14 protein-coding genes are annotated in these 17692 nt (G+C 46.8%); 4 read left to right on the forward strand and 10 right to left on the reverse strand.

Annotation, left to right across the window (positions count from 1 at the left end; genetic code table 11):
- Window positions 1-290: 290 nt before the first annotated feature.
- The gene (locus GJU87_RS17675; RefSeq protein ID WP_153640688.1) at window positions 291-3077 is read left to right on the forward strand and encodes a hypothetical protein; all 2787 of its coding nucleotides are present in this window, start codon (window positions 291-293) and stop codon (window positions 3075-3077) included.
- 88 nt (window positions 3078-3165) lie between these two features.
- On the opposite strand, the gene GJU87_RS17680 is transcribed toward GJU87_RS17675, so the two are convergent.
- The 5 genes from GJU87_RS17680 to GJU87_RS17695 all read right to left on the reverse strand — a co-directional run bounded on the left by GJU87_RS17680 (window position 3166) and on the right by GJU87_RS17695 (window position 6739).
- Complete coding sequence (locus GJU87_RS17680; RefSeq protein WP_153640689.1) at window positions 3166-3624, reverse strand: hypothetical protein; 459 nt, start codon at window positions 3622-3624, stop codon at window positions 3166-3168.
- Between the two features lie 2 nt (window positions 3625-3626).
- The gene (locus GJU87_RS17685) at window positions 3627-4046 is read right to left on the reverse strand and encodes a helix-turn-helix transcriptional regulator (RefSeq protein WP_153640690.1); all 420 of its coding nucleotides are present in this window, start codon (window positions 4044-4046) and stop codon (window positions 3627-3629) included.
- Window position 4047: 1 nt separating this feature from the next.
- Window positions 4048-4437, reverse strand: a complete 390-nt coding sequence (locus GJU87_RS17690) for a hypothetical protein (protein ID WP_153640691.1) — start codon at window positions 4435-4437, stop codon at window positions 4048-4050.
- A gap of 350 nt (window positions 4438-4787) precedes the next feature.
- Window positions 4788-4964 (reverse strand): hypothetical protein, encoded by a 177-nt coding sequence (locus GJU87_RS21360; protein WP_194831572.1) that lies wholly within the window; start codon window positions 4962-4964, stop codon window positions 4788-4790.
- 56 nt (window positions 4965-5020) lie between these two features.
- Window positions 5021-6739: an acyltransferase family protein gene (locus GJU87_RS17695; RefSeq protein WP_153640692.1), complete on the reverse strand. Its 1719-nt coding sequence runs from the start codon at window positions 6737-6739 to the stop codon at window positions 5021-5023.
- A gap of 226 nt (window positions 6740-6965) precedes the next feature.
- On the opposite strand from GJU87_RS17695, the gene GJU87_RS17700 reads away from it, so the two are divergent.
- A complete protein-coding gene (locus GJU87_RS17700) occupies window positions 6966-9026 on the forward strand; it encodes a helix-turn-helix domain-containing protein (RefSeq protein ID WP_153640693.1) in 2061 nt (686 codons plus the stop codon).
- A 34-nt stretch (window positions 9027-9060) separates the two neighbouring features.
- Here the strand turns inward: GJU87_RS17700 and GJU87_RS17705 are convergent, their stop codons facing one another.
- Window positions 9061-9654, reverse strand: coding sequence for a MarC family protein (locus tag GJU87_RS17705; protein WP_153640694.1), 594 nt, complete (start codon window positions 9652-9654; stop codon window positions 9061-9063).
- A gap of 166 nt (window positions 9655-9820) precedes the next feature.
- Entirely contained in the window at window positions 9821-12031 is a 2211-nt protein-coding gene (locus tag GJU87_RS17710; protein WP_153640695.1) for a GH92 family glycosyl hydrolase, read from the reverse strand.
- A gap of 250 nt (window positions 12032-12281) precedes the next feature.
- Here GJU87_RS17710 and trpS point away from each other — a divergent pair, with 250 nt between their 5' ends.
- Window positions 12282-13289 (forward strand): tryptophan--tRNA ligase, encoded by a 1008-nt coding sequence (gene trpS, locus GJU87_RS17715; protein WP_228492039.1) that lies wholly within the window; start codon window positions 12282-12284, stop codon window positions 13287-13289.
- Between the two features lie 57 nt (window positions 13290-13346).
- Here trpS and GJU87_RS17720 read toward each other — a convergent pair whose 3' ends face one another.
- From GJU87_RS17720 to GJU87_RS17730, 3 genes are all read right to left on the reverse strand, one after another.
- Entirely contained in the window at window positions 13347-14015 is a 669-nt protein-coding gene (locus GJU87_RS17720) for a TIGR02117 family protein (protein ID WP_153640696.1), read from the reverse strand.
- Window positions 14016-14054: 39 nt separating this feature from the next.
- Window positions 14055-14519 (reverse strand): MaoC family dehydratase, encoded by a 465-nt coding sequence (locus GJU87_RS17725; protein WP_153640697.1) that lies wholly within the window; start codon window positions 14517-14519, stop codon window positions 14055-14057.
- 94 nt (window positions 14520-14613) lie between these two features.
- Entirely contained in the window at window positions 14614-15714 is a 1101-nt protein-coding gene (locus tag GJU87_RS17730) for an AI-2E family transporter (protein WP_153640698.1), read from the reverse strand.
- 432 nt (window positions 15715-16146) lie between these two features.
- On the opposite strand from GJU87_RS17730, the gene GJU87_RS17735 reads away from it, so the two are divergent.
- Entirely contained in the window at window positions 16147-17586 is a 1440-nt protein-coding gene (locus GJU87_RS17735) for a sodium:solute symporter (protein ID WP_153640699.1), read from the forward strand.
- Window positions 17587-17692 lie beyond the last annotated feature (106 nt).

The following is a 17692-nucleotide window of genomic DNA, read 5'->3' on the forward strand; positions in this document are numbered from 1 at the left end:
CGAACATTTCGCTGAAGCGGAAAATTCATCCGCCAGCCGGGAAAGATGTATCGCAGGTCATGAATTTCTGCCGCTCAAAGCTGCCATTTCGTTATCCTTTCGTGATTTTTCTATTGCAAAATCGCGACATTTGCGACCAGATAAAAAGCTATCCATCTCACTTTTTTCGGGTTACCAACATAAAGTTTTCGTCATCCCACCAATCGCTTTTGCAACCCGTTGGATATCCTCAGCCAAACATATACCTTAGAATGGTTCAAAACAGACTTGACAACTGACAATTAAATACTATGAAAAAGCTTTTCACTGCTTTTGCGGTACTCGCATTCGGGCTGATTCTTTGGTCCTGCCAGCCGCAAAAGAAAGAGGCCGTTGTGCTAACGGCACCAGCCGGCGATCGGTTCACGAAGATTGTGCCGGGCGGCGAAACCGTACTTCCCAACGGACGGCTCATTACGCCTTTCGGGAATACCTTTACGGTGGCGCCACACCCGTTTGGTTTGACACTCAGCCACGACGGAACGGTAGCCGTAACCGCTAACTCGGGCATATCGCCACTTTCCATTTCCATTTTGAAAAACATCACGTCGAAAAATCCGGACATCCGACAGGTACCTCCCGGTCCATCGACCGACCGCGGTGTGCTGGCTTCGGTTTTCATGGGACTGGCTATTTCGCCGGACAATAAGGTGGTCTACGTAGCCGGCGGACAAACCAACCAGATTTACCTGTTCGACATCACCACCGGGGAAAAACTGGATTCCATTGATTGCAACGTGATGGCCGATGGCGAGAAAACGCCTTACGGGTACATCGGCGACATGGTGCTGAGCAAAGACGGCAAAACCCTGTATGCCGTCGACCAGATGAACTTCCGGCTCATCATCGCGGACACGCAAACGAAAAAAGTGCTGTATTCGGTTCCTACCGGAAGATATCCCTTCGGGGTCACCCTTTCGCCTGACGGAAGCAAGGCGTACGTGGCCAACGTGGGCATGTTCGAGTACAAGAAGATTGACGACATCGAGTCGGAACACAAGATTGACAAAGCGTTGAAGTTTCCGGCGTTTGCTTACGGCTCGAAGGAGATGAAGGACGGAACGGTTATCGACAGCATGAAAGTGCCGGGCCTCGGCGACCCGAACGTTCCCGAATCGTTCTCAGTGTGGGCCGTTTCGCTGAAAGACAAGCCGCATGTAACGGCCAAAATCAAAACCGGAACACTCGTCGGAGCCAAAGTAGAAGGCATCCCGGCCGTGGGTGGCTCGAGCCCGAACTCGGTGGTAGCAACTGACCAATACGTTTTCGTGAGCAACGGAAACAACGACAACATCTCCGTCATCGATACAAAGAGAGATACCATCATCAAGGAGATAGCCCTGAAGCCGGCTGACCCTTTGAAGCATTTCCGGGGCGTAATTCCGTTCGGTCTGGCCGTTTCTCCGGACCAGAAAAGGCTGTATGTAGCCGAATCAGGCATCAACGCGGTGGGGGTGATTGATATTCCCTCGTTAAAAGTGCTTGGCCACATCCCGGTAGGCTGGTTCCCATCGAAACTGAAAGTAACGCCTGACGGGAAAAAGCTGATTGTAGCCAATGCGAAAGGCTACGGTGCCGGTCCCAATGGCGGCAAAGATTTCAAGGAAGGCCCCGAAGGAACCTACATCGGCAATCTGATGAAAGGAACCGTTACTGTGATGGACATTCCCGATGACTGGGAATTGACCTCACTCACCGACAAGGTTATCCATAACAATTTTAAAATCCAGGCGGTGACGGATGCGATGAAAGGACGGGAGAACAACCCGATTCCGCTTTACGGCGGACAAAAGGAGTCACCCATCAGGCACATTGTTTTCATCTCGAAAGAGAACCGGACGTACGACGAAATTTTCGGTCAGTTGAAGAACGCCAACGGCGACCCGACCATTGCCCGTTACGGAAGCGATGTAAGGTTCACCAACCATGAGGGAACCATGAAGGTGGAGCACGCCACCGTGATGCCCAACCACCTGAGACTGGCCCGGCAATTCGGCTTTGGCGATAACTTTTATGTGGATTCGGATGTGTCAGCTGACGGACACCGCTGGCTGGTGAATACCTATCCCAACGAGTGGGTGGAAACCTGTACGCCGGCCAGCTACGGCGGCAACCGCCGTTACAATCCGGAATCTACGGCACCCGGTGCTTTGGCCATGAACGGCGCGGCAGGAGCCATCTACCCCGAAGATTACAACGAAGCCGGTTCGCTTTGGGATCACCTGGAGCGAAACAAAATCGACTTTTACAATTTCGGGTTCAGCGTGATGTTCGAGCCGGCATTCTACGACAAATCGTACAAGTACACCGGCATTAAGCAGTTTGCCAACTTCCCGGTGCCGCAGCCCATCTTCACCCGCTCGTCGAAGGCATACCCGACGTTCAACATGAACATCCCGGACCAGTTCCGCATCAGCCAGTTCATCAAGGAATTCAATCAGAAATGGATTAACACCCAGGATACGATGCCGAGCGTGATGACGGTCATCATTCCCAATGACCACGGTGCCGGTGAGCGGCCAACCGAAGGGTATCCTTTCCGCGAAAGCTACATGGCCGACAACGACCTGGCGGTAGGGCGCATTGTGGAGTTCCTGTCGCACACGCCGTACTGGAAGAACATGGCGATTGTGATTACCGAAGATGACGCGCAGAACGGTGTGGACCATGTGGATGCGCACCGCAGCGTGCTGATGGTGATTTCGCCCTACGCGAAACATCATTACGTGGGGCATGTGCACTACAGCTTTGGCAGTATTTTCAAAACGTTCTGGAATGTGTTAGGGCTTCCCTATCTGAACCAGTACGATGCCGGCGCTACCGACCTGGCCGATATGTTCACCGATAAGCCGGACTTTACGCCGTACGAAGCCGTTCCAGTCGACAAACGCATCTTCGATCCGAAGAAAGCACTCGATCCGCTGGACGAAAACTTCGACTGGGCTGCTCTCAACAAAGGCACGAAACTCGACGACCCGGATGACATGGTGAAAGACCAGAAAGAACAGCCTGAATACCGGACGGAAGACCAGAAGTAAATGGACAATTAAGGACCCTAAAAAAGAAAAGTCCCCGGGGTATCGGGGACTTTTCTTTTTTTTAACAGAGACTGAAAAACAATTATCACTAATTGCTATTTGTATCTCTCTTCATGTCTCTAATTATTTCAGTAGGGTTCAATATTGGAAGAGGATATTTAGCAAATGGTGTACCCTTTGTATTTTTAGCCAGAATACCTCTTGAAGTACCGATGCAAACACCTGCAAGCGTAGCTAAAAATTTATCTTCAAGTTCAATCTCTCCCCCTTCCATCTTTTTCACAACACTTACCAAATTAATAACTTCAAAAACAATCTCTGTCTCAAGCTCAATAACAGGATCATCGTATCCCTCGACGATAAATCTAACCAATGTTGAAAATATGAAGTTGCTTTTATCAAAATCTACCTCAAAATTAAATCCTAAACCGAAAATCAAATTTTGACCAAAAACAATTTCCTCCATTGGAATAGGAGAATGAGATTGTTTGTATGACACCTCATTAATTTCTGATATACTAATTTTAATCTCTTGATCTGCTTTCATAACTAATTCATTGAAGCGTATTCATACTTCGAGTTTTCTTTGACTTCGCCCCCCCAATTATTCCGAATCTCTATAATATGGTTTGATGAATGGAAAGAATAATTATTTGAATGCAAGAAATATATTTTTCTCTCAAATGATTTAACTGTCTTTTTTTCAGTTGTTTTTTCTTCAAATGATTTAAAATTAATCTCGGGAACTTTTCCAATTGCCAAAGACAATTCGACAAGTTTTGAAAGCTTAAAATCAAAATCTCCGTTTAATATTTGAGATACATATCCTTTTGAAACCCCCAATTCCTTTGCAAACTGAGATCTTGTAATACCTTTTTTCTCAATATATTCAGTTAATTGTCTGAAAAGTTCATTTTGAATCTTTGCTACATTATACCCTTTGCTTTTTATTAATTTTTCTCTTTTCATATCATAAGGTTTTAATGTAAATTGCTTTAATATTCTTCAATCTATTGATATCCTTCTTTTGCGTTTTCTTGTAGCCTCCCATGATAATAATTTGACCACTAGGAGCTTTAATTCCATAGATCCTAAGATGCTTTGATTTAAATTCGTACTCTTTTATTTTATCATTTTTAACTCCTTTATTCAGAATCCTAAATTTTGTTTGAGGTAAAGTTTTATTATTTGCAAAGTCTTCAATATGTGCATATATAGTTGCCAATTCATCTGAATATTGACCTCGTTTCTCAATTTCATCTTCAAAATCATCAAATAGACATTTGTCATCTATTTCTAGTTTATAGATTTTCTGCTTTCCCTCAATTTCATCTATTTGTTTTAACGTAAAAGACTCCATAATGTTTAGTTTGAGCTAAACCTTTGCAAAATAAATAAATTTATTCTTTAATTTCCAAATATCATTTGTTCCTACTAAGCTAAATATGAATAGATCAGTAATCTGTTTGCAAGAAATGATTAAGTTAATAAATAAACATTATTCCCCAAAACCGCCCCGCAGGCGGTTTCCAATCACTTGATATAGTCTCATTTCTATTTTTCTTTCTGCCGCCCCCACCTCCCCATCAATCAACCCAATTAGCGTTTTGATATCCTCTTGGGCCTGGTTATAAGCGCCTTCCTTACCTCTGGTCAGGAAAAGGTTCTCGATGAGGATGTGCTGTAATTTACATACAAAAAATCCCGGTTTTAAAACCGGGAGATAACAGCGGTCAGGATTAAGCCCAGACCGAGACCACCAATGAGACAGCCCACAAAGGCCAATACAGATGCTTGCAGGAAGAAAAATCCGATACCCAACCCCAGCAGCAATCCGCCACCAATGGCCCAGGTACTCTTGTCTTCAGTTTCGCTTTTTTCGCTCATTTTTAGTTCCTCCGTTTACGTTTATCCTTCATCAATTAGTTGGAAATCAATTCAAGTTATGACTGTTGCAGCAGTTTTGCAATTTCAGGACGAGCGGTTTTGATACGTTCGTAGTCCAGTTTCAGCCCAAGCGGACCAAATACCTTCCCGAAATAATCGTAAATACCTTTCACCGCTTCGAAGGGAACCAGCACGGATTCGAGTGCCGTAGAGCCGGCATTGTTCTTAACGGATGTATCGGCACCATGGGCCAGCAATGCCTTCACGATTTCCGTACGGCAGAAGAAAGCAGCAGTATGCAAGGGCGTGGAACCATTGTTGTTCCGGAAGTTGACATCGGCTCCCGCTTCAATCAATGCCATTGCCATTTCGTTCCGTCCAAAGGTTGCAGCCGTCATCAACGGACTCGAACCACCCGAGGATTCTTTGATATTCAGATCGGAACCAGATGCAATGTGCTGCTGTACCGCTTCCATATCGCCCAGAACAATGGCTTCGTGCAGGCTGACTTTTGGATTCGCTTTCACTTCGACCTGTTTTGCCGGTTGCTCCGGCTCAGCAGTAGCTGATTTCTGACTTCCTATTACTATGAAGGCAAAAAATGCGCCTACCATGACAGCACCCGTCGCCAGTTTCAAGGGAACGTTCGGTTGAAAAACCCGGCGATAAACTATCACCAGCAGGTTGCTCACTGCGTACGTCAGAATAGTCAGTACGGCATATTTTACCAACGCCGGAACCGGTGCATACAGTAATCCAACTGCAATTACGCCCATCACGACCAGGTGAATAATGTAAACCGAGTAAGAACTGTTATTCAGTTCGTCCATTAACCAGTTGGTTTTATTCAGGCTAAAGCGGAACGCATAAATCAATACATACAGGAAACTCAACATCGAAAGCACAGCCGACATATGGTAAAAAAGCCGGTCGAAAAACGGGGAAACGAAGTAGAAGTTCCTTCCGGGATTGATGATATTGAAGAACAGGTTCAGCGCTACTGCTGTGAAAACCAGCAACGAGAAGGTCAATACCACATTTGCCTGTATATACAGCTTTTTATTTTTTGTACCCGATTCAAACACTTTCTGCTTATTGCACAGGGTTCCCAACAGGAAGGACATGAAATAAATCAACAGCCTTTCCCGCTGAAAATCGAAGAGCGCTGTGTGTGTCCAGCCCATCAGTCCGGCTTCGGAAATAACCATACCGTAAAGGACTCCGAAGACGAATGTCAAAACCACACCCGTTTTCAGTGAAATTTTGAACGATAAGAGGTTGAGTTTGTGTAAAGCAAGGTAAATCAGCTGGAACATAAACAGGATGGGTAAGAACCACAGCCAGTTCTGGGTCGGATTATTGGCAAAAAAGTACAGGTCGGTTCCGGCACGTTGGAACACATGGAAATAGGTGTACCAGGCTTCCTGCGGCAATCCTCTTGAGAAAAGGAAGATCGCTTTGTAGGCAGGAATCAGGGTCAACACGGCAATCAGCCACGGAAGCATAATTCGTTTCAGTTTCGATTTCACGAAGCCCCACGTATTTTTACTCTTTAAAGAATAAGGAATAAAGTATCCGGAGATGAAGAAGATACTGAACATGACAAAGAGGTCCAGGTACATTCTGATCAAGCCTATGGAATTATTTTTCACCGGGTCGACAACAATCCAGTTGCCTTCGAGGGCTTGTTCATAAACCAATCCTGCGTGCAACAGCACCACCAGAAAGATGAGGAAAGTCCTCAGATTGTCCAAAAAATAGATTCGTGTTTTCATGACCGCATCGTTTAAATTTCGATTTTTGATTGACAGTGTAAAGTTCCGTCACGCACTGACGCAAAGCCTATCAACCATGCCGTCAATCGTATCAAGTTTGACGAGCACGTGAAAATTATGACGCAGGCATATCAATTATGACGCAAATGACGACGAAACGGCCTGAAATGCAGTTTCAAACTTTATGCGTAACTTTTGCAGAAATTACCTGATGCCTGACTGAATCATGACTGAATCCGGAACCTTAGAAAACGATTTTTTAAGCAAAACGACCGCTGCCATTGAAGAAAATTTGTCGAACGAGCAGTTCGGCGTATCGGAGCTGGCGCACGAAATGGGCATGAGCCGCTCCAACCTGCTCCGCAAGGTGAAAAAGCAGACCAACCTTTCGGCCAGTCAGTTTATTCGTCAGGTACGCCTCGAGGCGGCCATGGAGCTGCTGAAAGAAACGTCACTGACTACTTCGGAAATATCGTACCGCGTAGGATTTGGCAGCACTTCCTACTTCATTAAATGCTTCCGCGACCAGTACGGCTATCCGCCCGGCGAAGCAAAGAATAAGGCTTCCGCCGAAGAAGAAACGGTTCCGGAAGAGCTTCCGAAGAAAAAGAGAAGTCTGGTTTGGTTATGGGCCATTATTCTGGTTGTTATTACCGCCAATATCATCTACCTCATCGTCGGTCCGATGGCCGAAAAGCCCAAAACGCAGGAGAAATCCATCGCGGTGCTGCCTTTCATCAACGATAGCAACGACTCCACCAATGTGTATATCATCAACGGTGTCATGGAATCCATCCTCAACAATCTTCAAAATATTCAGCATTTGCGGGTGATTAGCCGCACTTCCGTGGAAAAATACCGCCATCACCCCGAGCTCATTTCCGAAATTGCCAAAGAGCTCAACGTGACCTATGTGGTGGAAGGCAGCGGACAGAAAATCGGGGACCACATCCGGCTGAATGTGCAGCTGATTGAAGCCAATGGCGACAAACACCTGTGGGCGGAACAGTACAACCGCGAAACGAAGGATATCTTCTCGTTGCAAAACGAAATCGCTAAAAATATCGCTGAAAAGATTGAGGTCATCATCACACCGGAAGAACAGAAGCGTATCGACAAAGTGCCGACCCGGAATCTGGTTGCTTACGACTATTTTCTGAAGGCGCTCGAGTATTTCCACAAAGGCACGGGCGAAGGACTGAAGAGAGCTCTCCCATTATTTAAAAAAGCGGTGGAACACGACTCAACATTTGCCCGCGCCTACGCCGATATCGCCATTGCTTACTATTACCTCGACATTAGCCAAACCGAAAAAAAATACGGTGCTGAAATCAACGAGAATGCCGACAAAGCGCTGCTGTACGATTCTCAGCTGCCGCAGAGTTTAATGGCCAAAGCACTGTTCTATATGCACAGTAGAGAGTACAAACTGGCCGAACCTTACCTGCTGAAAGCGCTGGAATATCACCCCAATTCCGCCATGGTGATCAATCTTCTGTCCGACTTTTATACCACCTACTCTCCCAACTCCGAGAAGTATCTCGAATATGCGCTGAAAGGTGCACAACTGGATATTGCCGCCAATGACTCGGTGACTGCCAGTTTCATCTTCCTGCACATCAGCAATGCCTTTATTCAAAGCGGTTTTGTTGATGAAGCGGAAAAGTATATCAATCAGTCGCTGGCCTATCATCCCGATAATCTCTACTCTCAATATGTGAAAGCGTACATTCAGTATGCCCGGAATCCAGACCTGCAAAAATTACGGACTCGTCTGATTGCCGTGCTAAAAAAGGATACCACCCGGTTGGATGTGTTGCAGGAGGTAGGAAAAATCTGTTACTACCAGCGCGATTACGAAAGTGCTTATTTCTATTACCAACCGTTCATCGCTGCCAAAGAAAAGTATCACCTGGCGATTTTTCCGGGCGAAGATGCCAAAATTGGACTGGTATTAGCCCAGGTCGGACAAACCGAAAAATCAGCTGAATATTTGCAGAAGTACAAAGCTTTCGCTGAAGGCGACCAATCGATTTACAAGCACCTAAGCCTGGCGATGTACTATGCATACGAAAACCAAACGACCAAAGCAATCGAACAGTTGAAGCTTTTTTCAGAGCAACAGGATTACTACTACTGGGTGATTCTTTTCCTCAAAATCGATCCACTGATCGACAATATGAAGGACCATCCTGAAGTCAAAAAGCTTTTGCACACCATCGACATCAACTTCCAAAAACATCACCGGGAAATGAAGACTTCGCTGGAAAAGAAAGGGGTGATTTAAAACGGCTGATGAAAAATCAGTACTAGGCTAACTATTAAAGTATTTGCTTAAATCCGTCCAACAGCATCTGAACAGCCATCATCACCAGAATCATTCCCATGAAACGTTCGAGGGCGATCAAGCCGCGCTGTTTCAACACTTTGATAAGAGCTGGTGCCACTAACAGGATAATGAAGGACATAATCCAGGCAATCACCAGGGAAAGAACCAAACTGACACGGTTACCGGTGCTCCCCTGCGACATCAGGATTAACATGGACAGGACGGACGGACCGGCAATCATCGGGATGGCTATGGGAACAAGGAAAGGCTCTCCTCCGGGCGTTTGGCCCATCACTCCTTCCGGCTTCGGGAAAATCATCCGCAGACCAATAATCAACAGGATGATTCCTCCGGCAATGGTCACCGCCTCTTTTTGCAGGTGCATAAAGTTCAGCATAGGTCTTCCGGTAAAAATGAAAAACACCAAAATCCCCAGGGCAATCAGCAACTCCCGAATGATGATGGTCCGCTGACGTTTCAGTTCAATTCCTTTCAGCACTGCCAGGAGTATCGGTATGTTACCAATCGGGTCCATGAGCAAAAACAACAAAACGGCTGCCGACCAGATAGAATTTCCTGATTCCATGATGATTTAAATTGATTAGGTTACACTTTTGTCCAAATCAGAATAGAGAACAAGATTCCGGCAGAATAGTTTCCTGCTGAATTTGCCTTTGCAATAATAAGAAAACCCGTCAGGTTTTGGAAGCCTGACGGGTTAGGCACCGGGAACGAATTCCCTTACAATATCTTTACTGAAACAGTTGCTTGTTGGGTTCCGGTCCCATATCGAAGACCAGTGTGTCGCCGTTCATAATTTCGTCCTGCGTGATGTATGAACGATGCAACTCATTCCCGTTCAGTTTCACAGACTGCACATACAGGTTATCCTCCGATGCATTGGGTGCCTTTACGGTGAACACCTTGCCGGGAGCGACGGTAATCTGCGCTTCCTGAACTATCGGAGAACCTAACTGATATTGCTGGTCGGCAGGACTGACCGGGTAGAAGCCAAGAGCACTGAACACGTACCACGCCGACATCTGGCCGCAGTCTTCGTTTCCACAAAGACCGTCGGGTGCGTTGTAGTACATTTCGGTTTGAATCTGACGGTTCAGTTCCTGCGTACGCCATGGCTCCCCAGCATAATTGAACAGATAGGTGATGTGATGACCCGGCTCGTTACCCTGTGCATACCCACCAATCAAGCCGGAAATGTCGGGAGAAGCTTCGGCGCCTTTTACACCGTGTTTCAAAGCAAACAAAGTGTCGAGCTTGTCAGCGAAAGCTTTTTTGCCACCCAGCAAATCTATCAAACCGGGCACATCCTGCGGAACTTCCCACAGATACTGCCAGGCATTTCCTTCGGTGTAATCGCTCTGACGATGCTTGGAATAGGCTGGATCGAAATCGCCTGTCCAGCTTCCGTCCAGTTTTTTCCCACGGAAGAAACCGGTTTTCGAATCGAAAATGTTCTTGAAATTCCGCGAACGTTTCAGGAAGTAATTGTAATCATCGGTCTTGCCTAATTTCTTTGCCACCAGCGCCACGCTATAATCATCGATGGCATATTCGAGCAGTTTCGAAACCGATTCGTTTACCTTATCAGCCGGAATGTAACCGAGCTTTTTGTAGTAATCCAGTCCGTCGCGATCCGACATCATGGTATTTTTCATTGCCTCGTAGGCCTCTTCGCGATTGAAATCGCCAATATTTTTCAGAATGGCTTCCCCAACAACCGGTACGCCGCTGTTGCCCACCATACAGAACGTTTCGTTACCTTCCAGTTCCCAAACGGGTAACAGGCCGGTCTGCTTGTAATGGTCGAGCATGGTTTTCACCATATCGTTCACGCGGTCGCGGTGCATAAACGTAAACAGCGGATGCAAGGCACGGTAGGTGTCCCACAACGAGAAAACGGTGTAACGCTTGTAACCGTTCGCTCTCATCGTACTGCCATCGACACCTTTGAAATCGCCGTTCCGGTCGGAGAAAAGTGCCGGCGCCACCATGGTATGATACAGTGCGGTGTAGAAAGTAGTTTTCTGGTCGGGATCGCTTGACTTGATACGAACTTTATCGAGCTCTTTTTCCCATGCATCACTGGCTGCCTGATGAACTGCATCGAAATCCCAGTTCTCCGGTGCCGATGCGAGATTGGCCATGGCATTGTCTACCGAAACAGAGGAAACTGCCACTTTCACCATCACCTGGCTTTCGCCGAACGTGAAAACACCCACTTTCTCCGCATCCGTCGGCGCATCGAAAATCTTTGATTTCTGAATTGGCGCACTGAACCGGGCTACGAAGAAAACGTGCTGGTCGGCTGCCCATCCATGCGAAAAACGTTTCCCGGTAATGGTATGATCATCCACTACCGTGATGGCGGTTTCGTAGGGTTTGTCCCAATTGATGGCGAAACCGAGGTTCAGCATAATGTTGTGCTCTCCCTCGTCGGGAAAAGTATAACGCTGCCATCCGGAACGCTCGGTTACCGTCATTTCGGCCCGCACATCGCGATCCTGTAATGTTACGGCATAATATCCCGGCGAAGCCATCTCTTCGTCGTGCGAAAAAGTAGCTGCATACTTTTTGGTAAAGTCTGCATTTTTTTCACCCGGCTTGTATGTTACGGGCTCATTCACCGGAAGGAAAGAGAGATCGGCCAAATCGCCGATGCCGGTTCCGCTCAGATGCAAATTCGAAAATCCGGAAATGATGCTGTCGGAATAGTGGTAACCGGAACACCAGTCCCAGCCCGAAACGCCGTTATCAGGGCTCAACTGTATCTGTCCGAACGGATAAGCCGCTCCCGGATAAGTATGTCCGTGGCCTGCAGTACCGATAAACGGGTTGACAAAATCGGTCAATCGCTCCGGCTGCTGCACTGTCTTCTTTGTTGGTTGGCAAGCCACTGCCAACAACATAATCCCGGTAAGTAAAGGAAGAATGTTACGAATCATTGGTCACAAAAGTTTGTTTTACAAATAGGATAAAAATTCACTGATAAAAATACCGAAAGTTCCAGAATAGACTAAAAATTATAAAAGTAAATCCGTCTGAAAACATTTCTCGTTTACGGATTTCTTACTCACAATGATTCAAACCGGAAACAATTGCCTAAGCCGGAGCCGATTCATCCTTCCCCTTTCGGGAACATTTGCTATTTTTGCATCTGTTTTATTCATAAGCAAATCATAACAACACAACGATATGACCACCAAAGTGCCTACAGTCGTAAGCGGAATCCGCTCAACCGGGAATCTTCACCTGGGAAATTATTTCGGGGCGGTAAAGAATTTCGTGCAGATGCAACATGACATGAACTGTTATTTCTTTATTGCCGATATTCACTCGCTGACCACGCACCCACACCCCGATCACCTGTACCAGAATGTGCGGCAGGTACTTTCGGAATACCTTGCCTGCGGACTCGATCCGGAAAAAGCCACCCTTTTTATCCAGAGTGACGTTCCGGAAATTACCGAAATGTACACTTTCATGAACATGAATGCGTACCTGGGCGAGTTGGAAAGAACGACTTCATTTAAAGATAAGGCCCGGAAGCAACCCGATAACGTGAATGCCGGGCTCTTGACCTACCCGGTGCTGATGGCGACCGACATTATCATCCACAAAGCACATTTTGTCCCGGTAGGAAAAGATCAGGAGCAAAACCTGGAAATGGCGCGTACATTTGCCCGCCGTTTCAACCGGATGTACAAGGTGGAAGAGTTTCCGATTCCCAAGCCTTTCACATTCGATGGCAAGGATATGATTAAGATTCCGGGACTGGACGGTTCAGGAAAAATGGGTAAATCGGAAGGAAATGCCATTGGTTTGGCCGAAGATCCCAAAAGCATTCGCAAGAAGGTGATGCGCGCCGTAACCGACGCCGGTCCGACCGAGATGAACCAGGAAAAGCCGGAGCCCATTCAGAATCTGTTTACACTATTGAACGTGGTTTCGACACCTGATACCGTGAAGCATTTCGACGATGCCTATAATAACTGTTCCATCCGCTACGGCGATTTGAAAAAGCAGTTGGCCGAAGACATCATCAACTTTACGACGCCCATACGGGAGCGAATTGAGGACATTGTGAAGGATGATGCCTATCTGGGAAAAGTAGCCAAAATGGGAGCTGAAAAAGCCCGTGAATCGGCTTCTCAGACGCTGAAGGAAGTTCGTGAAATCATCGGTTTCCGGAAATTCTACTAACGGATTAATCAACTTTATCATTATATTTTCGAAGACCCTGACTGATGCCGGGGTTTTTCATTTGCGCTTCTCCCGTTTCGTCAAGTGAAACAATACTCCTTTATCGAACGGCGACCAGATGGACGTGGGAATCCCGGCTGTTTTCAACGCATCGTTCACCCACACATTGCAGGTGTGGAAACAGGTGAAATGGCCATTGGCTTCGAAAAAACGATCGGAAGGCGTGTAGCCCGCGTGAGGTATTTCGATGATGTGACCAAGGCTGTCGGTAGTGAAAGAGGTTCGGATATAAGCAAGTAGCTTTTTTCGTTGTTCCGGACAAAGCTGTACTTCATGCCACGAGTTTCCGCGAAAGCGGTAATCGTCTATATGCATGGCTGATGGTGTTCTCAGGAAAAGCGCGCGAAAAGCTGTTTTGAAAGTGAGGTCGGCCCAAGTAGGTGTGGTGAGATAAAAGCCGCGATCGCCCCAACCAAAGGAGACAAAACGGGTTCCGGGCGTTAGTTGCAATTCTTCTGCGAAAGCGGTATCGAGCTGATTGAGGGGAACGATGATGCTCAGATGAACACCATTCGTGGTAACGTAAACGAGTTTCTTTTCCGGGCAAACCGAAGGTGCAGGATGTGTGGAAAGGACCGATAAAACAAACGCCGCCAGGAAACCGGCGACGATTGTTGATATGATTAATCCTGCCGATAAGACGAGTACGCGGAAAACATGTTTCATGGTGATTTCCGTCAACCCGGCTTAGAGGAAACCGGATGTTTATTCGAAATGGTAGAGGAAAATCAGTGTAGCAGTGAGCGCCGGCTTTTTGCTGTCTTTGATTTCCAGCGTTACGTCGAGCTGTGCTTTCGTAATGCCCCGGAGATTCATAATGGAATTCACCTTGGCGTGCAACCGCACTTCGCTGTCGACACGGACCGCTTCCATAAATTTCAGCTTATCGATTCCGTAGTTTACGAGCATTTTCACATTGTGGAACTCGGCAATCTGCTCCCACAGGTAAGGCAATACCGACAGGGTCAGATAACCGTGCGCGATGGTGCTTTTGAACGGGCTCTCGGTTTTTGCCCTTTCGGGATCGGTGTGAATCCACTGGTGATCGAGGGTGGCATCGGCAAACAAGTTGATTTGATCCTGGGTAATTTTCAGGTACTCTGATGTTCCCAAATCCCTGCCATCATACGCCGCAAACTCATCGTAGCTGCCAATAACTAATTTACTCATCGTTCAATTTGGTTTTAATTTTTGATTCAGATGGCAAGATAAAGCATTTTCGGCAATCCTCCGACGGGAAATAAAAAGGGCGGAAGATAAAAAACTATGATTCTTCCGATTCGGTATCCTGTTTTTCCGGTTCCTCTTCCTCTGTCACTTTTCCGGTATCGCTAAGAAAAACAGCGAAAGGCCGTAGTGTCGGAACCTCTTCCAATATAATTTTCACGACACCGACAATCGGGATGAACAACACCATACCCGACACGCCCCAAACCATACCACCAACGATAACCGAGATGAGCACCACAAATGCATTGATTTTGGTAGAAGAGCCCACCAGCCACGGACGAACCAGGTTTTCCTGCAAAATATTGGCTGCCCAGAGCAACCCGAGGGTGAGTAGTGGAACAAGCAACGAATCGGAAGTGAGCAGCGCGTAGCCTACCACCACAATCATGGCAATCAGGTTTCCCACGTACGGAATCAGGTTCAGCAGGGCAATCATTACCGCAAAGAACAGCGCGTAATTCACGCCCAAACTGATCAAGACAATGAAATCCATCACCGCGGTTGTTGCCGTTAACCAGAGAACGCCCACCAGGTATTTCTCAATCATCTTCTGTATTTTGAAGAAGACATGACTCACCGATTCGCGGTTTTCCCGATCGCGGTAGCGCTCGCGCACAAATTTGGCAGGTAATTCACGGTAGTACAACAGAAAATAGACGAACACCGGCATCAGGAAAACATACATGAGCGTTTGGCCGATGGTGGTTACGTGTTTCAAAAAGTACGAAGCCACTTTCTCCACTTGTCCAACCAACAGCTTTTGCAAATCGCTTCCCTGAGGAATGATATTTAAGTGTGCCTCAATAAAATCTTTGGCATCGTTGATGTAAACCGACAACTTCCCGGTAATGGAAGGCAACTCGCTGCTGATGGCCACCACCTGCGAGCCGAGAAAATAAAAGAGCGCCCCGATAATGATGAGAAACAGTACCAGCGACGTCAGGATAGCCAGCGGCCGTTTCCAGCCATGCTTTTCCAGGAAAATCACCAGGGGAACCAGCAGGAAAGAGAACAAAATGGCCCACGCCAGCGGTACCAGAATACTGCGGCCAACAATCAGGAAAACAATCATCAGGGCGATGGTGGCGCTCCAGTAAAAATATGCGGGGATATTCGGCTTGATTTTTTTGTCCATTGTTGTTATTTGTTCAGGTTAAGTCTGTTTGCTCATAATAACCGCCGAACGCCGGATTTCGTTCATTTTGCCGGTAGAAACAACGGCTGCCTCAGATTTTCAGGCCTTTCTTATTTCTGCCGTAAGGCTTTTAATGTAAGAATAGTAGCGACAAAGGCTGCAACCAGCCAGCCCGATTGCTTTTGGTGACTTGCCTTCGATTGATTAATTTTAAGGAAATTTCACAGAAGGGTGAGCCAGTTCGGTATGACTCTCCCTTTTTTTATGTTCATCGCTGAGACAGATGAATAACCGATACCCGTCGCCGGAAATCCGGGGTACATCGTAAGCCCCATTCCGCCTAACCCTTTTGCAGGAAATACATCCGGGTATTATCAAAAAAAATATTCATACCGAAACCTTTTGTTAGCCTAATCAAAATATCGAATTCATATGACATTGATTGATGCAGTCGTTCTGATTATTTATTTCATTGTTGTTTTAGCTATTGGTATTTACCACCACCGGAAGAATGAAAGTGAGGAAGATTATTACGTGGGTGGACGCCAAATGGGAAGCTTTCACATCGGTCTTTCAGTGGTTGCTACCGACGTCGGTGGTGGATTCTCCATCGGACTTGGCGGACTGGGATTTGTGATGGGCCTTTCGGGAAGCTGGATGCTGTTCACCGGATTGATTGGTGCCTGGCTGAGTGCCGTCATTCTTATTCCAAAGATTTTTAATTCAGCCCGGGAAAAAAATTTACTCACCTTTCCCCAGTTACTGGGAACCCACTACGATAAACGAGTTGCGTTTGCTGCCGGAATCATTTCGGCGATTGGTTATATCGGTTTTACGAGTTCGCAGCTGCTGGCCGGCGCTAAACTGGCTACCGCGACTTTCCCAGAGATCGATACCAAAATCGCCCTGATTGTGATGGGGGTAATTGCTGTCGCTTATACTGGTCTCGGCGGATTGAAAGCCGTGATTTACACCGACAGTTTTCAATGGGCCATCCTGATGTTCGGCCTGGTTTTCATCGGAATTCCACTGGGTTTTATCGGAATTGGAGGATGGGACGGCATCTCTGCCACTTTGCCCGACAAATTTTTCTCGCTGCAGAATATCTCCATTGCGAAAATCATCAACTGGAGTATTACCATTATTCCCATCTGGTTTATCGGGATGACGCTTTACCAGCGGATTTATGCCTGTAAGGATGAAAAAACGGCCAAACGTGCCTGGTACATTGCCGGCTTATTCGAATATCCGCTGATGTCGTTCATGGGTGTTTTGCTGGGAATGTTCTCGCGTGTGGCAACTATTCAGGGAATGTTTGCCGACGCCGGCTTTGCCAATGTGAATAGCATCGATGCCGAGCTGGGACTTCCGCTGCTGCTGAAATACGTCCTCCCGACCGGTGTGATGGGACTGATGCTGGCCGCATACTTCTCGGCCGTTATGTCGACCGCCGATAGCTGTCTGATGGCTGCATCCGGAAATATCCTGACGGACATCTTCAAATTCAAAGGCAAATCAGGACGGGGAAAAATGGTTATTCCCCAGATTGTCACCATTATTGTAGGAGTGTTCGCCATTCTGCTGGCTTCCAGTATGCAGAACGTGCTCGAGCTGATGCTTTATTCCTACGCCTTTATGGTGTCCGGCTTATTAATTCCCGTTCTCGGAATTCTCTATTTCAAACGAAAGGATCCCGGTGCTGCTTTCTGGTCGATGGTCACGGGTGGAACACTGACCATTACATTAACGCTTATAAAAAAAGATTTACCCTACGGACTCGACCCCATTTTCTTTGGTATCATCGCAGCGTTCGTCGTCTTTATCCTGGTCAACCGGTTAAAGACGCCCAGGCCTGCTTTCATACGAGATTAGATAGTGAAACAAAAAGGGTGACCCACAAACAGGTCACCCTTTTTCAGTAATACAAACCTATGTGAAAGAATATGAGCTTATTCTTGAACCTCCCGATACCGCTTTA

It is taken from the genome of Prolixibacter sp. NT017, assembly GCF_009617875.1.
Lineage (GTDB): Bacteria > Bacteroidota > Bacteroidia > Bacteroidales > Prolixibacteraceae > Prolixibacter.

Excerpts from the sequence above, each read along its gene's own strand:
- GJU87_RS17675 (WP_153640688.1), top strand. The coding sequence starts at position 291 with ATGAAAAAGCTTTTCACTGCTTTTGCGGTACTCGCATTCGGGCTGATT.
- GJU87_RS17680 (WP_153640689.1), bottom strand. The coding sequence starts at position 3,624 with ATGAAAGCAGATCAAGAGATTAAAATTAGTATATCAGAAATTAATGAG.
- GJU87_RS17685 (WP_153640690.1), bottom strand. The coding sequence starts at position 4,046 with ATGAAAAGAGAAAAATTAATAAAAAGCAAAGGGTATAATGTAGCAAAG.
- GJU87_RS17690 (WP_153640691.1), bottom strand. The coding sequence starts at position 4,437 with ATGGAGTCTTTTACGTTAAAACAAATAGATGAAATTGAGGGAAAGCAG.
- GJU87_RS21360 (WP_194831572.1), bottom strand. The coding sequence starts at position 4,964 with ATGAGCGAAAAAAGCGAAACTGAAGACAAGAGTACCTGGGCCATTGGT.
- GJU87_RS17695 (WP_153640692.1), bottom strand. The coding sequence starts at position 6,739 with ATGAAAACACGAATCTATTTTTTGGACAATCTGAGGACTTTCCTCATC.
- GJU87_RS17700 (WP_153640693.1), top strand. The coding sequence starts at position 6,966 with ATGACTGAATCCGGAACCTTAGAAAACGATTTTTTAAGCAAAACGACC.
- GJU87_RS17705 (WP_153640694.1), bottom strand. The coding sequence starts at position 9,654 with ATGGAATCAGGAAATTCTATCTGGTCGGCAGCCGTTTTGTTGTTTTTG.
- GJU87_RS17710 (WP_153640695.1), bottom strand. The coding sequence starts at position 12,031 with ATGATTCGTAACATTCTTCCTTTACTTACCGGGATTATGTTGTTGGCA.
- trpS (WP_228492039.1), top strand. The coding sequence starts at position 12,282 with ATGACCACCAAAGTGCCTACAGTCGTAAGCGGAATCCGCTCAACCGGG.
- GJU87_RS17720 (WP_153640696.1), bottom strand. The coding sequence starts at position 14,015 with ATGAAACATGTTTTCCGCGTACTCGTCTTATCGGCAGGATTAATCATA.
- GJU87_RS17725 (WP_153640697.1), bottom strand. The coding sequence starts at position 14,519 with ATGAGTAAATTAGTTATTGGCAGCTACGATGAGTTTGCGGCGTATGAT.
- GJU87_RS17730 (WP_153640698.1), bottom strand. The coding sequence starts at position 15,714 with ATGGACAAAAAAATCAAGCCGAATATCCCCGCATATTTTTACTGGAGC.
- GJU87_RS17735 (WP_153640699.1), top strand. The coding sequence starts at position 16,147 with ATGACATTGATTGATGCAGTCGTTCTGATTATTTATTTCATTGTTGTT.